At 57.1% G+C, this 19,169-nt stretch carries 19 protein-coding genes; 8 read left to right on the plus strand and 11 right to left on the minus strand.

All coding sequences use genetic code 11. The features are described from left to right. Positions 1–54: 54 nt before the first annotated feature. The 6 genes from KGA82_RS04775 to acs all read right to left on the minus strand — a co-directional run bounded on the left by KGA82_RS04775 (position 55) and on the right by acs (position 6,844). Positions 55–819 (minus strand): ABC transporter ATP-binding protein, encoded by a 765-nt coding sequence (locus KGA82_RS04775; RefSeq protein ID WP_008034888.1) that lies wholly within the window; start codon positions 817–819, stop codon positions 55–57. 27 nt (positions 820–846) lie between these two features. Beyond that, positions 847–1,959: a M14 family metallopeptidase gene (locus tag KGA82_RS04780; RefSeq protein ID WP_223449739.1), complete on the minus strand. Its 1,113-nt coding sequence runs from the start codon at positions 1,957–1,959 to the stop codon at positions 847–849. Position 1,960: 1 nt separating this feature from the next. Further along, positions 1,961–2,659, minus strand: a complete 699-nt coding sequence (locus KGA82_RS04785; RefSeq protein WP_008034884.1) for an ABC transporter permease — start codon at positions 2,657–2,659, stop codon at positions 1,961–1,963. Beyond that, positions 2,656–3,345, minus strand: a complete 690-nt coding sequence (locus KGA82_RS04790) for an ABC transporter permease (protein ID WP_007951063.1) — start codon at positions 3,343–3,345, stop codon at positions 2,656–2,658. Before KGA82_RS04790 ends, KGA82_RS04785 begins: the two co-directional genes overlap by 4 nt. Before the next feature lie 90 nt (positions 3,346–3,435). Further along, positions 3,436–4,209 carry an ABC transporter substrate-binding protein gene (locus KGA82_RS04795; RefSeq protein ID WP_008034882.1) on the minus strand — a complete coding sequence of 258 codons (774 nt, stop codon included), beginning with the start codon at positions 4,207–4,209 and terminating at the stop codon, positions 3,436–3,438. Between the two features lie 679 nt (positions 4,210–4,888). Beyond that, positions 4,889–6,844, minus strand: a complete 1,956-nt coding sequence (gene acs, locus KGA82_RS04800) for an acetate--CoA ligase (RefSeq protein WP_008034880.1) — start codon at positions 6,842–6,844, stop codon at positions 4,889–4,891. A 465-nt stretch (positions 6,845–7,309) separates the two neighbouring features. On the opposite strand from acs, the gene KGA82_RS04805 reads away from it, so the two are divergent. The 4 genes from KGA82_RS04805 to KGA82_RS04820 all read left to right on the plus strand — a co-directional run bounded on the left by KGA82_RS04805 (position 7,310) and on the right by KGA82_RS04820 (position 10,870). After that, positions 7,310–7,573 (plus strand): DUF2790 domain-containing protein, encoded by a 264-nt coding sequence (locus tag KGA82_RS04805; protein WP_008034878.1) that lies wholly within the window; start codon positions 7,310–7,312, stop codon positions 7,571–7,573. Positions 7,574–7,810: 237 nt separating this feature from the next. Next, the gene (locus KGA82_RS04810; RefSeq protein WP_223449740.1) at positions 7,811–8,125 is read left to right on the plus strand and encodes a hypothetical protein; all 315 of its coding nucleotides are present in this window, start codon (positions 7,811–7,813) and stop codon (positions 8,123–8,125) included. Positions 8,126–8,641: 516 nt separating this feature from the next. After that, complete coding sequence (locus KGA82_RS04815) at positions 8,642–9,892, plus strand: ribonucleotide-diphosphate reductase subunit beta (protein ID WP_008034875.1); 1,251 nt, start codon at positions 8,642–8,644, stop codon at positions 9,890–9,892. 417 nt (positions 9,893–10,309) lie between these two features. Further along, the gene (locus KGA82_RS04820) at positions 10,310–10,870 is read left to right on the plus strand and encodes a Bro-N domain-containing protein (protein WP_223449741.1); all 561 of its coding nucleotides are present in this window, start codon (positions 10,310–10,312) and stop codon (positions 10,868–10,870) included. Here the strand turns inward: KGA82_RS04820 and KGA82_RS04825 are convergent. Beyond that, the gene (locus KGA82_RS04825; RefSeq protein WP_223449742.1) at positions 10,836–11,648 is read right to left on the minus strand and encodes an HNH endonuclease; all 813 of its coding nucleotides are present in this window, start codon (positions 11,646–11,648) and stop codon (positions 10,836–10,838) included. The genes KGA82_RS04820 and KGA82_RS04825 overlap by 35 nt on opposite strands. A 259-nt stretch (positions 11,649–11,907) precedes the next feature. Between KGA82_RS04825 and KGA82_RS04830 the strand changes: the two genes are divergently transcribed. Continuing rightward, positions 11,908–12,897, plus strand: a complete 990-nt coding sequence (locus KGA82_RS04830) for a hypothetical protein (RefSeq protein ID WP_223449743.1) — start codon at positions 11,908–11,910, stop codon at positions 12,895–12,897. A 7-nt stretch (positions 12,898–12,904) separates the two neighbouring features. On the opposite strand, the gene KGA82_RS04835 is transcribed toward KGA82_RS04830, so the two are convergent. Continuing rightward, positions 12,905–14,077, minus strand: a complete 1,173-nt coding sequence (locus KGA82_RS04835) for a hypothetical protein (RefSeq protein ID WP_223449744.1) — start codon at positions 14,075–14,077, stop codon at positions 12,905–12,907. Between the two features lie 101 nt (positions 14,078–14,178). Beyond that, positions 14,179–14,994, minus strand: a complete 816-nt coding sequence (locus KGA82_RS04840) for a sulfite exporter TauE/SafE family protein (RefSeq protein WP_223449745.1) — start codon at positions 14,992–14,994, stop codon at positions 14,179–14,181. A 112-nt stretch (positions 14,995–15,106) separates the two neighbouring features. Here KGA82_RS04840 and KGA82_RS04845 point away from each other — a divergent pair, with 112 nt between their 5' ends. Both KGA82_RS04845 and KGA82_RS04850 read left to right on the plus strand, forming a co-directional pair. Then, complete coding sequence (locus KGA82_RS04845) at positions 15,107–15,874, plus strand: AraC family transcriptional regulator (RefSeq protein ID WP_223449746.1); 768 nt, start codon at positions 15,107–15,109, stop codon at positions 15,872–15,874. A 93-nt stretch (positions 15,875–15,967) separates the two neighbouring features. Further along, entirely contained in the window at positions 15,968–16,285 is a 318-nt protein-coding gene (locus KGA82_RS04850; RefSeq protein ID WP_008034837.1) for a hypothetical protein, read from the plus strand. 48 nt (positions 16,286–16,333) lie between these two features. Here the strand turns inward: KGA82_RS04850 and KGA82_RS04855 are convergent, their stop codons facing one another. Then, positions 16,334–17,380, minus strand: a complete 1,047-nt coding sequence (locus KGA82_RS04855; protein ID WP_223449747.1) for an MBL fold metallo-hydrolase — start codon at positions 17,378–17,380, stop codon at positions 16,334–16,336. Between the two features lie 213 nt (positions 17,381–17,593). Between KGA82_RS04855 and KGA82_RS04860 the strand changes: the two genes are divergently transcribed. Continuing rightward, complete coding sequence (locus KGA82_RS04860) at positions 17,594–18,202, plus strand: TetR/AcrR family transcriptional regulator (protein WP_008034835.1); 609 nt, start codon at positions 17,594–17,596, stop codon at positions 18,200–18,202. Positions 18,203–18,220: 18 nt separating this feature from the next. Here KGA82_RS04860 and KGA82_RS04865 read toward each other — a convergent pair whose 3' ends face one another. Then, a complete protein-coding gene (locus KGA82_RS04865) occupies positions 18,221–19,162 on the minus strand; it encodes a LysR family transcriptional regulator (RefSeq protein WP_223449748.1) in 942 nt (313 codons plus the stop codon). Between the last annotated feature and the right edge of the window lie 7 nt (positions 19,163–19,169).

The raw sequence follows: 19,169 nt of genomic DNA on the forward strand, positions 1-19,169 counted from the left end.
CCGGCCTCTAAATTGCGAAGCATGCACTATCCCGGTGCACAACGGCAGTCTTGATTATTTCAGGCTGCCAGAGAGGAATTGTTGCAGACGTTCGGACTGTGGATTGACCAGCACCTCACGCGGGTTGCCGCTTTCTTCGACGACACCTTTGTGCAGGAACACCAGCTGGTTCGACACTTCACGGGCGAAGCCCATTTCGTGGGTCACCACCACCATGGTCCGGCCTTCCTGGGCCAGGGCCTGCATCACCTTCAGCACGTCGCCGACCAGTTCCGGGTCGAGGGCCGAGGTCGGTTCGTCGAACAGCATCACCTCAGGTTCCATCGCCAGCGCACGGGCAATCGCCACGCGCTGCTGCTCGCCACCGGACATGTGGCCAGGGTAAGCGTCTTTACGATGTGCCACACCGACCTTGTTCAGGTAGTGCTCGGCTTTCTCGCGGGCTTCGGCCTTGGACATGCCGAGCACGTGGACCGGCGCTTCCATGATGTTTTCCATCGCGGTCATGTGCGACCACAGGTTGAAGTGCTGGAACACCATCGACAGACGCGAACGCATGCGTTGCAGCTGTTTCGGGTCAGCGGCTTTCAGCGCGCCGTCCTTGTTGGCAACCAGTTTCAGCTCTTCGTTGTTGAGCAGGATCTTGCCCGCGTGCGGCTGCTCCAGCAGGTTGATGCAGCGCAGGAAGGTACTTTTGCCGGAGCCACTGGAGCCGATGATGCTGATCACATCGCCAGCCGCCGCTTTCAGGGACACGCCCTTGAGCACTTCGTGACTGCCATAGCGTTTATGCAGGTCTTGGACTTCAAGTTTGTACATGCGGTCGGTTCTCACAAAAACAGTCAGTCAGTCGTTGAGCAAGCGCCCGTGACGCAGCGCTTCGCGCCCCGCCACCTTGGCCAGCCAGAAACCGGGTTGGGCATAACGCAGCCGTTCAATGGCAAACAGCACCCCGGACGTACCAGCACACACCGTGCTGACCCGATCCGATAACGGATCGATCACTTCAAAAATCTCGTCGCCGGCTTCGATCCACTCACCGGGTTTACGCAGAAAACTGATCACACCCGGATGCGGCGCGAACAGCAATTCGGTGCCTTCGAACGGCATGCCTTCACACGCGTCCTGCGCAGGTTTCGGCCATTCGCCGCTGATCAAGCCTTGCTCGGCGAGGAACGCGAGAATGCCTTCGGCGTGAGCCTCGGCGTCAGCGCGAGCGGTATCGGCCTGCCCCCCTAATTCAATAGTAGTCGCCAGGCACGCCAGTGGAATCTGCGCCTCAGGAAACTGACGGGACAGACGCAACCATGGCAGCGAGCAGGCTTCGTCGAAGGAGCTGCCGCCGGAATCTTCCGCCAGCAGGCCCACTTTCACATTCAGGTGCGCGGCGAGCGAACGCCATTGCGGCCAGTGTTGCGGCAACGCGTACATGTGCAGCGCGGCTTCGGCATCGCAGTGCAAATCGAGCACCACATCGGCGGTGCAGGCATGGCTGAGCAACACGCGCTGCATGCCTTGCAACTGGCTGCTCGCCTGCGGCAATGCCGCCAGGTGATCGCTCATGGCCTGACGGATCAAGCGGATGTTGGCGTGCGGATCGTCACCCAGATGTCCTTCGAGTTGGGCGGCCACTGGCGCGCTCAGTTCGACGAAATCGCGGTTGAAGTTCTTGCCGCTGCCCGCTTCGAAACGCCCTTGATGACTGCCTTGCAACAGTTGACCGAGGCCCAGTGGGTTGGCCACCGGCACCAGTTCAACCACACCGTTGAGCAAGCCTTGGGCTTCGAGTTCGGTCAGGCGCTTTTTCAGCTCCCAGGCCGTGCGCATGCCCGGCAATTCATCGGCGTGCAGGCTGGCCTGGATGTAGGCCTTGCGCTCGCCGCTACCGAAGCGGAACACCGAAATCTGGCGTTCGCTACCGAGATGGCTCCACGGCAATGGATGATCGATGCGTTCCATATCAGTGCTTCCGCGGGGCCAGGTAGCCCAGCCAGCGGCGCTCGGCCAGTTTGAACAGTTTCACCAGAATGAAGGTCAGGCACAGGTAGAACACACCCGCGGTGATGTACGCTTCGAACGGCAAGTAGAACTGAGCGTTGACCGTGCGCGCGGCACCGGTGATGTCGATCAGGGTCACGATGGACGCCAGACTGGTGGTCTGCAGCATCATGATCACTTCGTTGCTGTATTGCGGCAGCGCCCGGCGCAGGGCCGATGGCAGCAGAATCCGCTTGTACATCTTGAAGCGCGACATGCCCATGGCCTTGGCCGCTTCGATCTCACCGTTCGGCGTAGCGCGCAGGCTGCCGGCGATGATTTCTGCGGTGTAGGCGCTGGTGTTGATCGCGAAGGCCAGGCACGCACAGAACGTCGCGCTGGACAGCCACGGCCACAGGAAGCTTTCCCGCACCGCCTGGAATTGCGCCAGACCGTAGTAGATCAAAAACAGCTGCACCAGCATCGGCGTGCCGCGGATCACGTAGGTGAAGAGCCAGGCAGTCATATTGACGGCCGCGTTCTTCGAGACGCGCATCAGCCCCAGCGGCAAGGCCGCCAGCAGACCGAAAAACAACGACAGTGCGAGCAATTTGAGGGTGGTCACCAGGCCGCCGAGGTACAGCGGCAGGGCCTCCCAAATGACGTTGTAGTCGAAGATCATAGATCAGCCGCCCTTACGCCTACCGAGTAGCGCTTCTCAAGGTGACGCAATGCCAGCAATGAGACACTGGTGATCACCAGGTACATCGCGGCCACTGCGAGGAAGAAGGTGAAAGGCTCGCGGGTGGCATCTGCCGCCTGCTTGGCCTTGAACATCATGTCTTGCAGACCCACCACCGAAATCAGCGCGGTGGCCTTGGTCAGTACCAACCAGTTGTTGGTGAAGCCCGGAATCGCCAGGCGAATCATCTGCGGCACCAACACCCGGAAGAACACCTGGAAGCTGCTCATGCCGTACGCCATACCGGCTTCGGCCTGACCCTTCGGAATCGCCATGAAGGCGCCACGGAAGGTTTCCGACAGGTACGCACCGAAGATGAAACCCAGGGTGCCGATACCGGCGGCCAACGGGTTCAGGTCGATGTAATCGTCATAGCCGAGCATCGGTGCGACGCGGTTGAGCAGGTCCTGACCGCCGTAGAAAATCAGCAGGATCAGCACCAGATCGGGAATCCCGCGGATCACCGTGGAATACAGATCGCCCAGCCAGGCCAGCCAACGCACCGGCGACAGACGCAGCGCAACGCCGATCAGCCCCAGGACGATGGCCAGGGCCATGGACGACAAGGCGAGCTGAAGCGTCAGCCATGCGCCATCGAGGATGACAGCCCCGTAGCCTTTCAACATGATTCAGATCCTCGAAAGTTGGGATGAAAAAATGGCGCAAACCTCAGAGATCCTGCTGCTTGCGCCATTCGGACTTGTCGCCGGGACGTGTTACTTGCCGTAGATATCGAAGTCGAAGTACTTGTCCTGGATCTGCTTGTACTTGCCGTTCTCGCGAATGGCGGTGATCGCGGTGTTGACCTTGTCTTTCAGCGCATCACCCTTGCGAACAGCAATACCTACGCCGTCGCCAAAGTATTTGACGTCGGTGAAGGCCGGGCCCACGAAAGCAAAACCTTTGCCGGCGTCGGTTTTCAGGAAACCGTCATTCAGCAGCGTAGCGTCTGCCACGGTGCCGTCGAGGCGACCGGCAGCGACGTCGAGGTAAATTTCGTTCTGCGAACCGTACGGCTTGACCTCGGCACCCAGCGGGGCCAGGACTTCGCGGGCGAAACGCTCGTGGATCGAACCACGCTGCACGCCGATGTTCTTGCCCTTCAGCTCGGTCAGGCCTTCGCTGACTTGAGTGCCGGCCTTCATGACCAGGCGAGCCGGGGTGTTGTAGTACTTGTTGGTGAAGTCCACGGACTTCTTGCGGTCTTCAGTGATCGACATGGACGACAGGATGGCGTCGATCTTGCGCACTTTGAGTGCCGGGATCAGACCGTCGAACTCTTGCTCGACCCAGACGCACTTGACCTTCATCTCTTCGCACAATGCGTTGCCGATGTCGTAGTCGAAACCAACGATGCTGCCGTCCGGTGCTTTGGAAGCAAACGGAGGGTAAGCCGCTTCGATGCCAATTTTCAGAGGCTTTTCATCGGCGAAGGTTGGCAGGGACAGCACGGACAGTGCCAGGGCGCCAAGCAGCACGAGTTTCTTCATCTTGGGACTCCATCGGTAAAGGGCTAAAACGGCAGAGTGAGCAACAGCCCATTATGCGAATGAGTAAAACCGGAAAGCGGTTGCTGCGTCCTGGGAAACCGGCGTTGTTTTCAACGCGAGCAACGACGAGCGAGTGATCGGCATTCTAACGACAGGCCCGAAGCCGATATTTCTTCAATGCGACAACAAATTACAGAAGCACCGAGAAAGCCGTTTAGGCACGTTGACAGCCTTGCAATTTCATGCAAGAGCAAAAGACAGTGAACCGATCTATATTGCAAATTGCGGGCCTATTATTCGCAAAGCCTTCTAATCCGGCAAGCGCAGCGTGGGTTCTTATTTTTTTGCGGGGCTGAAATGCACGGATGCGAGGTTATGGCGTTTCGCAATGCCCCGTATCGGCGCGGGCGGTTACACATTCAGTTACTTGAAGGGTGGCGGGTAACAGTGGGAAATGGACTACAGGGGAAGCCGATAATTATTGGGCGTTGTTTATGCGGTGTCTGACAGTCCGCCTTCGCGGGCAAGCCTCGCTCCTACAGGATTCAGGTACACCTCCCCCCCTGTAGGAGCGAGGCTTGCCCGCGAAGAGGCCCTAACTGCCAATACAAAACCTCAGGCAATAAAAAGCCCCACCAGACTCATCACCTGGCAGGGCTCCAATAACGCCAAACGCTACTTACGCAACATTCATCGTCTTGTGCGTATCAATCAAATGCTGCACCACACCCGGATCCGCCAGGGTCGAAATATCCCCCAACCCATCATATTCAGCAGTCGCAATCTTGCGCAGAATCCGGCGCATGATCTTGCCCGAACGCGTCTTCGGCAGCCCCGGCGCCCACTGGATCACATCCGGCGAAGCAATCGGGCCAATCTCTTTACGCACCCAGTTCTTCAGCTCCAGACGCAATTGCTCGCTCGTCTCTTCGCCAGCGATCAAAGTGACGTAGACATAAATGCCCTGCCCCTTGATGTCGTGCGGTACACCGACCACGGCGGCCTCGGCGACTTTCGGGTGCGCAACCATCGCGCTCTCGATCTCGGCGGTGCCCATGCGGTGGCCGGACACGTTGAGCACGTCGTCCACACGGCCGGTGATCCAGTAGTAACCGTCCTCGTCACGACGCGCACCGTCACCGGTGAAGTACATGCCGCGGAAGGTCTTGAAGTAAGTGTCGACGAAACGGTCATGGTCGCCATACAGCGTGCGTGCCTGGCCTGGCCACGAATCGAGGATCACCAGGTTACCCTCGGCGACGCCTTCGATGATGTTACCCAGGTTGTCCACCAGCGCCGGCACCACGCCGAAGAACGGACGTGCCGCTGAACCAGGTTTCAGCGCGTGAGCGCCTGGCAACGGGCTCATCATGTTGCCGCCGGTTTCGGTCTGCCACCAGGTATCGACGATCGGGCAACGGGATTGACCGACGTTTTTGTAGTACCAGTCCCACGCTTCCGGGTTGATCGGCTCACCGACCGAACCCAGCAGACGCAAGCTGCTGCCGTCAGCACCTTCAACAGCGGCCTTGCCCGACGCCATCATCGCGCGGATCGCGGTCGGCGCGGTGTAGAGGATGTTGACCTTGTGCTTGTCGACGATCTTCGCCACCCGGGTGATGTCCGGGTAGTTCGGCACACCTTCGAACAGCAGCGTGGTCGCGCCGTTGGCCAGCGGGCCGTAGACAATGTAGCTGTGGCCGGTGACCCAGCCGACGTCGGCGGTGCACCAGTAGATTTCGCCCGGGCGGTAGTCGAACACGCGCTCGTGGGTCATGGCCGCGTACAACAAGTAGCCGCCAGTGGTGTGCTGCACGCCCTTCGGCTTGCCGGTGGAACCGGAGGTGTAAAGGATGAACAGCGCTTCTTCGGCGCCCATCTCTTTCGGCGCGCAGACACTGCCCGCCACTTTCATCAGGTCTTCAAACCAGATGTCGCGATGCTGGTTCCACTTGATGTCGCCACCGGTGCGCTTGCACACGATGACTTTCTGAATGCTGCTGGTTTCCGGGTTGGTCAGCGCGTCGTCGACGTTGGACTTGAGCGGGATTTTCTTGCCGGCACGAATGCCTTCGTCCGCTGTGATCACAACTTTGGAGCGGCAGTCGATGATGCGACCGGCCAGGGCTTCCGGCGAGAAACCACCGAACACCACCGAGTGAATCGCGCCGATCCGGGTGCAGGCCAGCATGGCGACCACGGCTTCGGGGATCATCGGCATATAGATAGTCACCACGTCGCCGCGGTGCACATCCTGGCCGCGCAAGGCGTTGGCGAACTTGCAGACTTGTTCGTGCAGCTCGCGGTAGGTGATGTTGCGGCTTTCGGAAGGGTCATCCCCTTCCCAAATGATCGCGACTTGATCGCCGCGCTCGGCCAGATGACGGTCGAGGCAGTTGTAGGAAACGTTCAGGGTGCCGTCGGCGAACCATTTGATGTCGACATGGTGATCGTCGAAGGACGTCTGCTTCACCGTGGTGAAAGGCTTGATCCAGTCGAGGCGCTTGGCTTGCTCGCGCCAGAAACCGTCAGGGTTGACGACCGACTGCTGGTACATGGCTTTGTAGGTTGCCTCGTCGGTCAGCGTGTTGGCTGCTACCTCGGGACGAACGGGATACAGAGAAGCCGCACTCATCTTTCTTACCTCGGTGGAATAGTTGTTTTTGTATGGCCCTGTTGTAGCCCGGGCCGGGCCTATAGAACCATTCGACGATGGTAGTAACAAGCCCCTACAAATTATCGTGATAAGCCCCAATTGCCTCCGCTAAACCCTGTAGGAGCCGGCTTGCTGGCGATCATGACGACTCGGTTTATCAGATACGCCGCTATCGCCAGCAAGCCGGCTCCTACAAGGTGATGATCGTTCCGCCAACAGGTTATTCGGTGATTGTTACGAAATCTGTCAAAGGTGTTTATCAAAACCCCACCTATATGAATGCCACCCCCACGCCTAAAATCCACCTCGCCAACAAGGCAAACCCTGATTAACCAAGTTGCAGCCCCCACGAAGGCAGTTAATCAAAAACCCGGTAACCAAGTTCCACACGCAACCCCAAAAAGGTTGCGTGACCCCACTCGACCTCTAAAAGGTAAAACCGAAATGAAAGCTTTATTAGTTCTGGCCCTCTCCAGCCTGTGCGCAACCGCCATGGCAGACGAGGTCCCGACTGATGTCGCCCAGCAACAACCGGTCATCGAGGAATACACTTACTCCACTCACCTCGATATCGCCAAAGTTGTCTCCATGAGTGAAATCCCCAATGTGTGCGAAGTTGTCCCCATGAAAATGGAATACGACGACTCCAAAGGCCAACGCCACATCCTGCGCTACAGCATCATGGGTAACGGCTGCTCCAACGGCTGATCACCCGCACTCCCCTAAACGGTTCGACCCAATGCCCGATCATCACACCGACCTGTAGGAGCCAGCTTGCTGGCGAAAGCAGTCGACGCAATGTTCCAGGCAGTCAAAGCGCCGAACCGTATAGATCGATTTATACGATAGCTTTAAGCATTTATTTGCGCTTTTTAATCGAATCCATCGGCGTAGTATGAATTCCACACCAAGGCACACAACGCCAACGAACCTGGAGCAACGACCATGAAAACCAAACTGATCCTCGCCCTGACCCTGTCTGTACTGGCCGCCAACACCTTCGCCGCCGACGGTTACGACCGCACGGGCTCGGCCACTTTCACCACCGAAGCCGCTGTCGCTTCTGACGGTTACGACCACACCGGCTCGGCCAAAGTCGCCGCCGATGGTGCCGATCACGTCGGTGCAGGCAAACTCGCTTCCGATGGCTTCGATCACACCGGCGCCGCCAAAGTCGCTGCCGATGGTGCCGAGCATGTCGGTGCAGGCAAACTCGCCGCCGATGGCGCAGACCACGTCGGTGCCGCTCGCCTGAGCTGATCATCGAGCGTGACTGACAGCCCGACTTCGGTCGGGCTTAGTTGTGTCTGAGGCCAGCGAAAACCGACTCAAAACACAACATGTAGTGAAAAACCCGATTTTTTGGCTATTTTTTGAACAAAAAAGTAGCACGTCAAAATTTAAGAAAAAAAATCTGCGCCCGCGATCTCCAGCCAAAGCCCTGTAAACCCTCGCTCCGACCGAAAAACCCTCCTTCTCGACCGCTCCATGCGCGGATTCGCCCCACCACGGCCGCAAAAATTTCCCTATAATGCCGGCTTAAACGGGCCTGCAATATTCCCTTACAGGGATGACAGCCAGTCCGAAGCCCAGGCCGACGTCGTCAACGACTGCAGCGCCATCAGCGGCTCTCGGAACCCCGTACAAAATTATGTTTATTTGCCTGCGTGTACCGCTGCAAAAAACGCTATCAAACGCGGCCAGACCGGTCGTGTGAAAAACCAACCAATCAGTTTTCACACGGGCATCTGGCCCTCACGCAGGAGACGACACGTCATGCTGAGCTGGGACGAATTCGACAAAGAAGACAGCGGCGAGACCGTGGTAAAAGGCGCCAACGCCGGCCACGCGACTGAAGCCAACATGGACCGCCTCGACACCGCCGGTGGTGTTGCCGCTCAAGAAGCTCGCGCTGTAACCGCGTCCGACTCCGCCGCCATCGCTCGCGCCAAGGCTGCCCTCGACAACCTCGACATCGCCGAAGGCCTCGCCGAACTCGAAGGCGCCTCCGCCCGTGTCGCCGTTGACGAAAAGCGCATGATCAACTGCCGCGCCGACCTCAACCAACTCGTACCGTTCAAGTACGACTGGGCCTGGCAAAAGTATCTGGACGGCTGCGCAAACCACTGGATGCCGCAAGAAGTCAACATGACCGCCGACATCGCCCTCTGGAAAGACCCGGAAGGCCTGACCGACGACGAGCGCCGCATCGTGATGCGCAACCTCGGCTTCTTCTCCACCGCCGACTCCCTGGTTGCCAACAACCTGGTCCTGGCCGTGTACCGCCTGATCACCAACCCGGAATGCCGCCAGTACATCCTGCGCCAGGCGTTCGAAGAGGCGATCCACACCCACGCCTACCAGTACTGCATCGAATCGCTGGCCATGGATGAAGGCGAAATCTTCAACATGTACCACGAGATCCCATCGGTCGCGAAAAAAGCCACCTGGGGCCTGAAGTACACCCGCTCGATCTCCGATCCGAAGTTCGAAACCGGCACCGTCGAAACCGACAAAGAACTGCTGCGCAACCTGATCGCCTACTACTGCGTTCTGGAAGGCATCTTCTTCTACTGCGGCTTCACCCAAATTCTCTCCATGGGCCGCCGCAACAAAATGACCGGCGTCGCCGAGCAGTTCCAATACATCCTGCGCGACGAATCCATGCACCTGAACTTCGGCATCGACGTGATCAACCAGATCAAAATCGAAAACCCGCACTTGTGGGATGCCGAGATGAAGGAAGAGGCTTCGCAGATGATTCTGCAGGGGACTCAGCTGGAGATTGAATACGCTCGGGATACTATGCCTCGCGGTGTGCTGGGGATGAATGCGGCGATGATGGAGGATTACCTGAAGTTCATCGCTAACCGTCGTTTGTCGCAGATTGGTTTGAAGGAAGAGTATCCGGGGACTACTAACCCGTTCCCTTGGATGAGCGAGATTATGGACTTGAAGAAAGAGAAGAATTTCTTTGAGACTCGGGTTATTGAATACCAAACCGGTGGTGCGCTTAGCTGGGATTGATTTCCGAGCTCGCCACGATTTGATGATTGCAATCTGAATCGTCGAATCGAAAAAGCAAAAGCCCCGATCTGATCGGGGCTTTTTTGTTGGGGGATGAGTAATCCTTTTTAATCCCTACGTCGCTACGCCAAAACTCCTACAGATCTTCCAGCCACTTCCGCATTGATGCCCATTCAAAGCACCTCTAAGCTCAATTGCAGGTGCCTAAGAAACGCCCAACGTAGAAGCTACTCCGTCAAACAGTAATCGCGCATGTCTCGAAGACTTACGTACGATTTTCTGTTTGAAGAGAACGCTTGTTGGGATTTTTTTAAGTCCTCTACGTCGGGTTTTGGCCCTCTCAAAATTCACACGTAGAGGTAATGGATATGCCGACACAAAGACCACTCCGCTCATCCTCCTTCCCGGAGATCGGTCATGTCTGATCCGATCATTCCAACACGTTTCGTACGCCAAAACCTCCACCTCCATGCGCTCCTTTTGGAAAACCAGCCATGGCTCTGCGCCCGCGATCTGGGTCGGCTGATGGGCTTCCATCTGAGTGATCGTGTAGTCAACAAACTGGATCAGGATCAGCGGCGGACCTTGCGGATTGAATATTACGGACAATTTGAGCAGCGGTTAATGCTCAGCGAATCCGGGGCTTATGCGCTGTTGGTGTATCACTACGCGCCGGGGAACCGGTTGTTGCGTGAGTGGTTGACCCACCAAGTGGTCCCGGCCTTGCGCGATGCGGGCCAGCCGAAGAATACGGATCGGCCAATGTTAAGTTTGTTGGATTGGCCGGAGATGTCGTTGAGTCTGTTGCATTGGCAGGATGAAGGTTGGATTCGGCTGCGGGACATGCCCTACCTCTTGCACGATAAGCCGCAACTACAAGTTATGGGGGTTGATCCTTGGTGGCGGAGGGTTGTGCAAATGCTTCTATCGTCGAAGCATTTACCTAGGTTAAATCGTCGAAAACCCATCGACCATTGAGAAGACCTTTCAGTTGCTCAACGCTCAGCAACTGTTGGGGTTTCCTATGAACAATCGCGTGGCAATTCGCACAGAGTGGGATCAAGTCAGTCGCTGGATCGACAACCTGGTCCTCGTCAAATTCGGAAATGGGCTTCACATGGTGCACATGAATAAAGCCTTTTGCATGTGCGCCATACGCTTTCTCGAAATCAAAATCACAGGCTTTGCATCGAAGCCCATGAATAGCGATTGCCTGAAGCCGAAGCTTTGGGCTGCGCTCATACCTCACACCGTAATAGGCGATTTTTTTCCCTTCAGTCCCGATAACACTAGTCTCAAATTCCTGCGCACTATCGATTAGGCTGAAATCGAAGGCCTGCTCCACCTGTAGCTTCGCATGGGAACAGATGTCGTCAAACACCATCTGGTCAATAAACCGGACACCATTACGCCAGTAATTACTCTTCAGTTTTTCGGGAATCTGCTCGAGGTATTCTCCGTCGAGTTTAATGGGAACCGCAGATTCAAAGCGCCTGAAGCCCTCAATGACAGCGAACAAATCACCTCGTGTGCTGTTCTCATCCGCATGAACCTTTCCGATTCGAGCAACACCAAAATAATGAGGGCTGGCACTCAGACGCTGATCCGAAAAAGCCTTGTTTATCATCTTCCCTTTGTAATACAGCACCGCCGTTCCTTCAGTCAGAATTGCTCGATACTGTTTCGGAAAGTGATATAGGACACCGGTTTCATCGGCCCACTTCGATTCATCATTTTCGGCAATGACAGCTGGCATCCACTCATCCCCCTATAAGAGGATGAAGACTACCAAAATTACGGAATTCTCCTACACGATTAGCGGAAAGATTTCGCAATCAGTTCAATCCAGAATCTCGAGAGCAGCGGCGGCGCATACGTCGCACCTACAGCTCTCACCAGGCTATGACATCGTGTGGAAAATGAAGATGTTGGCGCGACTAAGATGAATTAAAAGGTGCGCCATCACCCGCCTCCCGCTATTAATACCCGTCCCCACTCAAGGACCCGAGCCCGCCATGAAATTCGACCTCGCCTACTGCCTCAGTCTCGACGACAAGTTGTCGATCTATGACGTGCGCGATTTGAATTTCGACGAGACCATGGATTTCGATTCCGCCAAGGAACATTTCCAATGCCCCAATGACGCATGCAGGGCGGCCTTCGATGCGGCAAACGTGCTGACGACGTTCAACGCCAAAAACGTGAATTACGTTCGCACCCCGCACTTCAAGAACACGCCCAGCACCCGGCATGCGGCGGATTGTCCATATGTCAGTCTCAAAGCGCCTGCGTCGGGTGTGGACGCGGACGGTGCGGAAACGGATGACAGTCGCGAGGAGCATTTTCCGTCGGAGTTGTTGCTGACTCGACGTCAGTATGTACGTAAGCCGTCGACCCCGGCGGTGGCGGCAGATTTCACGCGGGACGATCCGAAACCTCTTACAACGCCCAGCGATACCGAGCACCCAAGCCACGAATCAGCGCCGGACAAGACCAGCGTCTTCGCTCACCCGGTGGAGTGCTTTGTGTCGAACTTCGAGGACAAGGAGCTGCTCAAGCGCGTGCCGCTGAAGATTGGCGAGCACACGGCGCCTTATGGGTCGTTCTTCAAGAAGATCGAATACCTGACAGACAACAAGGGGCTGATTTACTGGGGCAAGATCAAGGAGATCAAGGATTACACGCAGAGCTTTCGCATCGATTTCGAGCAGAAGGTCTGGTTCAAGCAAGGGGATGAGGCGAAGAAGAAGCCTTATTCGGTCAACGTTTACCTGAGCAAGAAGTTGATCGAGAACTACCGCAAGCGCAAAGCGTTTCTGGAAGAGATCAAGCACGCCATTGAGAGTGAAGCGGAGTTGTTTTGTTTCTTTTATGGCGTGACGCCGGAGTTGAAGCAGGTGCCGAGCAAGAAAAAACCCGAGCAAACGTTCGGGGTGTTCAGTGCGAATATCGAGAACCTGGATCACTTTATTATTCGTGAGGCGACGGGGTTGGCTGATAAGTAAATTCGTCTCAGGGCAGTTGCAGCGCTACGCCACCGGGGTGTTGTTTGACGAGGTTGTAAGGCAGGACGCCCCAGCCAATGTTTCGGCACACGGCCGCCACGTGAGGGAAGGATGGCTCTAACTTGATGCCTTTTTCGGTGAAGTACCAACCCGGATAGTGCCACGGGTAATCATCGTTGTAGCCGCAATCGTTCTCCCCCTCTGGCGTTGTCGTCATTTCAGTGGGATAGAGCTTAAGCAGTTGTGCCACCAGCCACGGCGCCAGCTCTTTATTGCGGTAATCAGAATAAGCAGTGGATGACTCGGACGAAGAGTTATAGACGTCGTAGTCTTCCTCGTAATGCATTGGTTTGCCCTGCCCCACCCACAGCACATCTTCAAGCGTCAGGGATTTGCCCGTTTTGGTATCGAAGTTGATTGAGTCATTGACCTGATCCGGATAAGCACCGCCACAAAAGTACTCGGTTGACACCCGAACGCTCATCACGGACGGCGTCATCCACAGAGGCTGACTGATCTGTGAGTAATAGGCATCAGCGTAATTGGCGAAACATCCGTAATACCCCACGACTTCTCGCCACAAACGGCCCATCAATTGCTGGTTGATTTGCTGACGCTCTTCGGCGCTGTAACCCGAAATCACTTCAAATAGCTCGGCGTTTGATTGTGGCTCGCTCCACCATTGCAGCGTGTATCCCATGAAGGTTTCGGTCTTGCCTGGGATGAGCTTCATACCTTGTAAGCGCAGGTATTCGTAAGGCGCCTTGTCGTGAAGTCTGACGAGATAGGGCAAGGTATCAGCGGGAACCGGAGGAAGGTTTGCTGGCTGCAACTGGACCTTCAAAACCTTCCCTTTAGGGCTGACCCATTCACCGGACCAACCGTTGGATTCGGGCTGTAAGCGAATTGTCGGAAGAGGTTTGTACTCTCCATAACGCTGGTCACCTTCTTCGAGCACCAGCGTTTCCCCTTCCTTTGAGCCACTAAGCACCAAGTCCTTGCGATACTTTTGGTAGAAGTAGCGGCCCTCACTGCCGTCGGCGTTCACTTCCAACACAATCGGCATTTTGCCCAGCGTCCCGGTGTAGACCTGCTTGCCGCTGTCCGCCCACAACAGTGTGGAAAACGTTGAGCACATCAACACGACAATGCCAGGCAGACGAATCAATCCTTTAAACATCAAATCATCCTTGAATGCAGCGAACATTGGTTCGCGGGAAATAGCCGCGAATTATGGCGAAGCTTCGTCTGCGAATCGATGAAAAGCTAGCTTGATAGCGATTAACTCCAACACATGCTGACCATCACCAACACCAACAAACCAATATAGATACGCGCATGTATCCGATCCGGAATCCGCCCGATCCACGGCGTGGCCAACCGAATCCCCACCAACGACCCCATCGTCAAAACCGCAAACGCCAGCAAATCCACATAACCAACAAACCACGCCCCCAAATCAAAATCGCTAAACCCCGCCATCGCCATGTAAGTCACCGTCCCGGCCAACGCCACGGGCAGGCTTAGTGGATTAGCCATCGACGTCGCCTGACTCATGCTCAACCCACATCGCCGCAACAACGGCACGGTCATGACGCTGCCGCCTACACCGAGAAACGTGGCGATGGCGCCGATTCCTACGCCGCCACAAGACACTTCCGCCCTCCCCAATCGCCGTGGGATTCCATTACCTGCGTGTGTAAGAAAACCGCGTCTGAACAGGCAATCCACAATGGTCACGCCCAGGTAGGCAATGAACGCATACCGAATTACCTCACCACTCACCCACATCGCCGCCACGGCACCGACCACCGCGCCCAGCCCGATAAACCCGCCCAACGGCCACAGGTAATGGCGAATCAGATTACCTGCTCGGTGATGTTTTCCAGTGGCGACCAGGGCGTTGACGATCATCACGCAGGTCGAGGTGGCGACGGCGATGTGCATCGCCGATTGGCCGATGGGGTCGTCGGCACCGTGGCTGGCCATGAGCATGCGGTACAGCAATGGCACGACGACGAAGCCGCCGCCGAAGCCGAACAGCACGGCGGTGATGCCGGTCATGCAGCCGAAGAGTGTCAGCAGGAGGTAGAACATTGCGCGTCGTCCGTTGGTTGAGAGTGGTCGACGATAGAGCGATGTGGCTTGGCCTGCTTCAGCAAGTCAGCCAATAATGTTTGTGTTTACGCCAACTGCTGGAAGCCGCTTGATGCGCAATGTTTCGATTAATGTGCTGGATGACACGCCACGGTCGGTGGTGGCGATCGGTACGGATTATTCCTACGGGCATGTGTTGCCTAGTCATACACACCGACGGGCGCAGTTGTTGTACGGCGCCACCGGGGTGATGCAGGTCGGCACGCACGATGGCAACTGGGTGGTGCCGCCGCAGCGGGCGGTGTGGATTCCGGCGGGGGTGGCACATGAGGTGTTGATGCTGGGGGTGAGCACTCGCAGTTTGTACATCGAGCCGGGTGCAGTGGATTTGGGCGAGTGTTGTCAGGTGATCAGTGTTTCGCCGTTGATGCGGCATTTGCTGATGGAGGCGGTGGAGGTTCCGCTGGCGTACGACGAGGCCGGGCGCGATGGCGCGTTGATCGAGTTGCTGCTGCATGAGCTGGCGCGCAGTGCTCACCTGCCGTTGCACATTCCGCTGCCGGTCGATGCGCGGCTGCTTGGGTTGTGCCAGGGCTTCTTGCAGCGACCCGATGTTCATCAATCGCCGCAGCAATGGGCGGATCAGATGCACGTCAGTCTGCGCACGTTCAATCGGCTGTTCCGCCAGCAGACCGACCTGAGTTTCAGCCAGTGGCGCCAGCGCGCCTGCGTGGTGCTGGCGTTGGCGCGATTGGCGGTGGGTGAGCCGGTGACGCGGATTGCGCTGGATTTCGGTTATGACAGCCCGGCGGCGTTTTCGACGATGTTTCGTCGTGTGTTGGGTCAGGCACCGTCCGTCTGGTTGGCAGGGGCGAAATAGCAGAATTCAAAAAATGAGTTTGATCCGGGCGCAAAACAACTGTACAAAAACACAGTACATTTTGAATCAGCACTCTCGAGCCCGGAGAACACCATGGCCTCTTATGCGATGAAAATCACCCTGGAACGTATCGCCCTCTTCCAATTCACCCCCACCCATTGCGCCCAGGCCCGGGCGATGTTGGGTTGGAGCGTTGATGAGCTGTCTCGGGAGTCTGGCGTTTTGGTTGATGTGATTGAGCGATTTGAGGCCAAACGTGAGGTGCCGGATGCTGATCGACTGGCGCTGGCGTATCGGTTTGAGTCGCAGGGGTTGGTGTTTTTCCCGGGGTTTGCGCCGGGGCGGGGGATGAGTGTTAGAGGGACTGAGTCGAATTCGGTGGGGCGGGCGGATTTTGCGATGGTTGAGTGAGGTGTCGGCACGAGCCGCTTGCATCACAAGCGGCCGGGCTTCAATACGTCATGCGTTCTGGACTTCCACCTGATCGCTGACGTTTTCCATCCCCAACCACCAAGCACTCCCCCGCTGCGGATACATCACGTTAAACGCCTCACCCATCTGCGGCGTGGTAATCGAAACACTGCGCTCCCAGGCCAATGCCAGTATCCGGTCAAACGGTTCAAACCAGGCGTGCATCGACAGATCGAAGGTGCCGTTATGAATCGGCAGTAACCAGCGGCCTTTCAGGTCGATGTGCGCTTGCAGGGTTTGTTCGGGTTGCATGTGCACATGCGGCCACTCGACGTTGTAGGCGCCGGTTTCCATCAGTGTCAGGTCGAACGGGCCGTACTGTTCGCCGATGCGTTTGAAGCCGTCGAAGTAGCCGCTGTCGCCGCTGAAGAAGATTCGTGTGTCGGCGTCGATCATCACCCACGAGGCCCACAGTGTGCTGTTGCCATCAAACAGCCCACGGCCGGAAAAGTGCTGCGACGGGGTGGCGACGAATTGGATGCCGTCGACTTCGGTGCCTTGCCACCAGTCGAGTTGGCGCACTTTGCTGGCGTCGATGCCCCACTTGATCAGGGTGTCGCCGACGCCCAGCGGCGTGAGGAAGTATTTGGTTTTGTCCGCCAGTTTGAGCACGGCCTGATAATCGAGGTGGTCGTAGTGATCGTGGGACAGGATTACCGCTTCAATCGGCGGTAGTTCTTCGAGGCTGATCGGTGGTTGGTGGAAGCGTTTCGGGCCGGCCCATTGCACCGGTGAAGCGCGTTCGGCGAAGACCGGGTCGGTGATCCAGAATTTGTCCCGCAGTTTCAGCAATACCGTGGAATGACCGAGGCGATAGACGCTGTGGTTGGGCGCCGCGATCAACGCGTCGTGGGTCAGGCGTTGTACCGGAACAGCCGCCGTCGGGCGGGTGTTGCGCGGTTTGTGGAAGATCATGTTCCACATGATGCGCACCATTTTGTGCAAGCCTTCTCGTTGCACAGGCGCATGGTTGCGGAAGTGCCCTTCGGCCTGACGGGACGCTTCAGGTGCAGAAACGTTAATGGAATTGGCCATGACTGAATGACTCCAGGAAACCGCACGATGTGCAGTTTCTACGGTGGGACGATAAATGGCCAAGGCACGCACGCATCAGCCGAACACTCTATTTTTGGCTGCGCAGGATTAACGAAACATTACACTGCACAGTGTAGTTTCTAGGTTGCATCAAAGCTGATCACAAGTAAACTGCCAAGTGTAATTCTTAATTTCTTCTGCCGAAGCGTACTTATGACAGCTCCACAGCGCCTGACCGACCGAAAACGCGAAGCGATCATTCAAGCGGCGATTGCCGAATTCCGGGCCAACGGTTTCGACATCACCAGCATGGACAAGATCGCCGCCACCGCTGGCGTGTCGAAGCGCACGGTGTACAACCACTTCCCCAGCAAGGAAGAGTTGTTCGCCGAAATCCTCAATCAATTATGGGCCCGGGTGACGGCGGAACAGGAAACAGCCTACCGCCCTGACTTGCCGCTGCGCGAGCAGATGCGCCGCATGCTGATGGCAAAATTGCAGATGCTGGGCGATGACAATTTTCTCGACCTGGCGCGGGTCGCCATCGCAGCCACCATTCATTCCCCCGAGCGCGCGCAGAACATGGTCGAGAGAATGGGCAAGCGCGAAGAAGGCCTGACCGTGTGGATTCGCGCCGCTCAGGCCGATGGGCGATTGAAGCCGGTCGACCCGGAGTTTGCTGCGCAACAGATTCAGGGGATGCTCAAATCTTTTGCGTTCTGGCCGCAGATTTCCATGGGGCTGCCCGGCCTGTCGCCTGAGATGCAGACCACCGTCGTGGACTCTGCGCTGGACATGTTCCTCGCCTGCTACCAGCTCTGAATCAAGCGCCTGCAAGCATTACAGCAATTTCAACGCCCGCCCCAATTCATCGAACAACGTCACCACCGAACGCAAGGCGCGACAGTCCGGGCGAGTCAGCAACCACAGCGCGGTGTCGTAACCGTGCAACGGCTCACTCAACGGTTGCAGCCCGTCATCGATCAGAAAGTCCGGCAATGCCGCGACACCGAGCCCGGCTCGCACCAGCTCAGTCACCGACAACATGCTGTTGCAACGATAACCCGGTGTGACGCCGGGCAATTGCTGACGACGCCACGCGACGGTGGGGTGATCGGGGAGGAAGTCGTCCGGGGCGATCCATGTCAGCGCGGCCAAGTCTTCGGCATCGACCGTTTTCAGATACGCCGTGCTCGCACAGACGCGATACGACACCTGCGCCAGACATCGGCCCACCAAGTGTTCCGGCGGATTCCGGGTCAGGCGCAAGGCGATGTCTGCGTCCCGCCGGCTGAGATTGGCGAAGTCGTTGGACGTGCTCAACTCGATCGTCAGCGCCGGATAGCCGGGCATGAACTGCGCCAGCGCCGGCAGCAACAAACCTTGTAAAACCGAATCGGTGCAGGTCAGGCGCACGGTGCCGCTGATGACTTCACCGCCCTGCTCCACGCCGATGCGCGCTGCCTCCAGCGCTTGTTCGGCGCGCTCGGCCTGTTCGGCCAAGGTCTGCGCAAGACTGGTGGGCAAGTAGCCGGCGCGGCTTTTTTCGAACAGTTGCTGGCCCAGCGCGGCTTCCAGTCGGCGCACGGCGCGGAACACGGTCGAAACGTCGACCTTCAACAGTGCCGAGGCCCGGGCCAGTGAGCCGCCGCGCACGAGGGCGAGAATCAGGGACAGGTCGGGGTAGTCCAGTCGATAGTGCGTCGCTGCATTGATCACTTGGGATAACGCCAATATTGAGTGCGTGAACGCCAATCTATAGTGGGCTCCAGGAATCAACAAGCGACGA

The organism is Pseudomonas sp. BF-RE-22, from assembly GCF_019956155.1.
Lineage (GTDB): Bacteria > Pseudomonadota > Gammaproteobacteria > Pseudomonadales > Pseudomonadaceae > Aquipseudomonas > Aquipseudomonas migulae.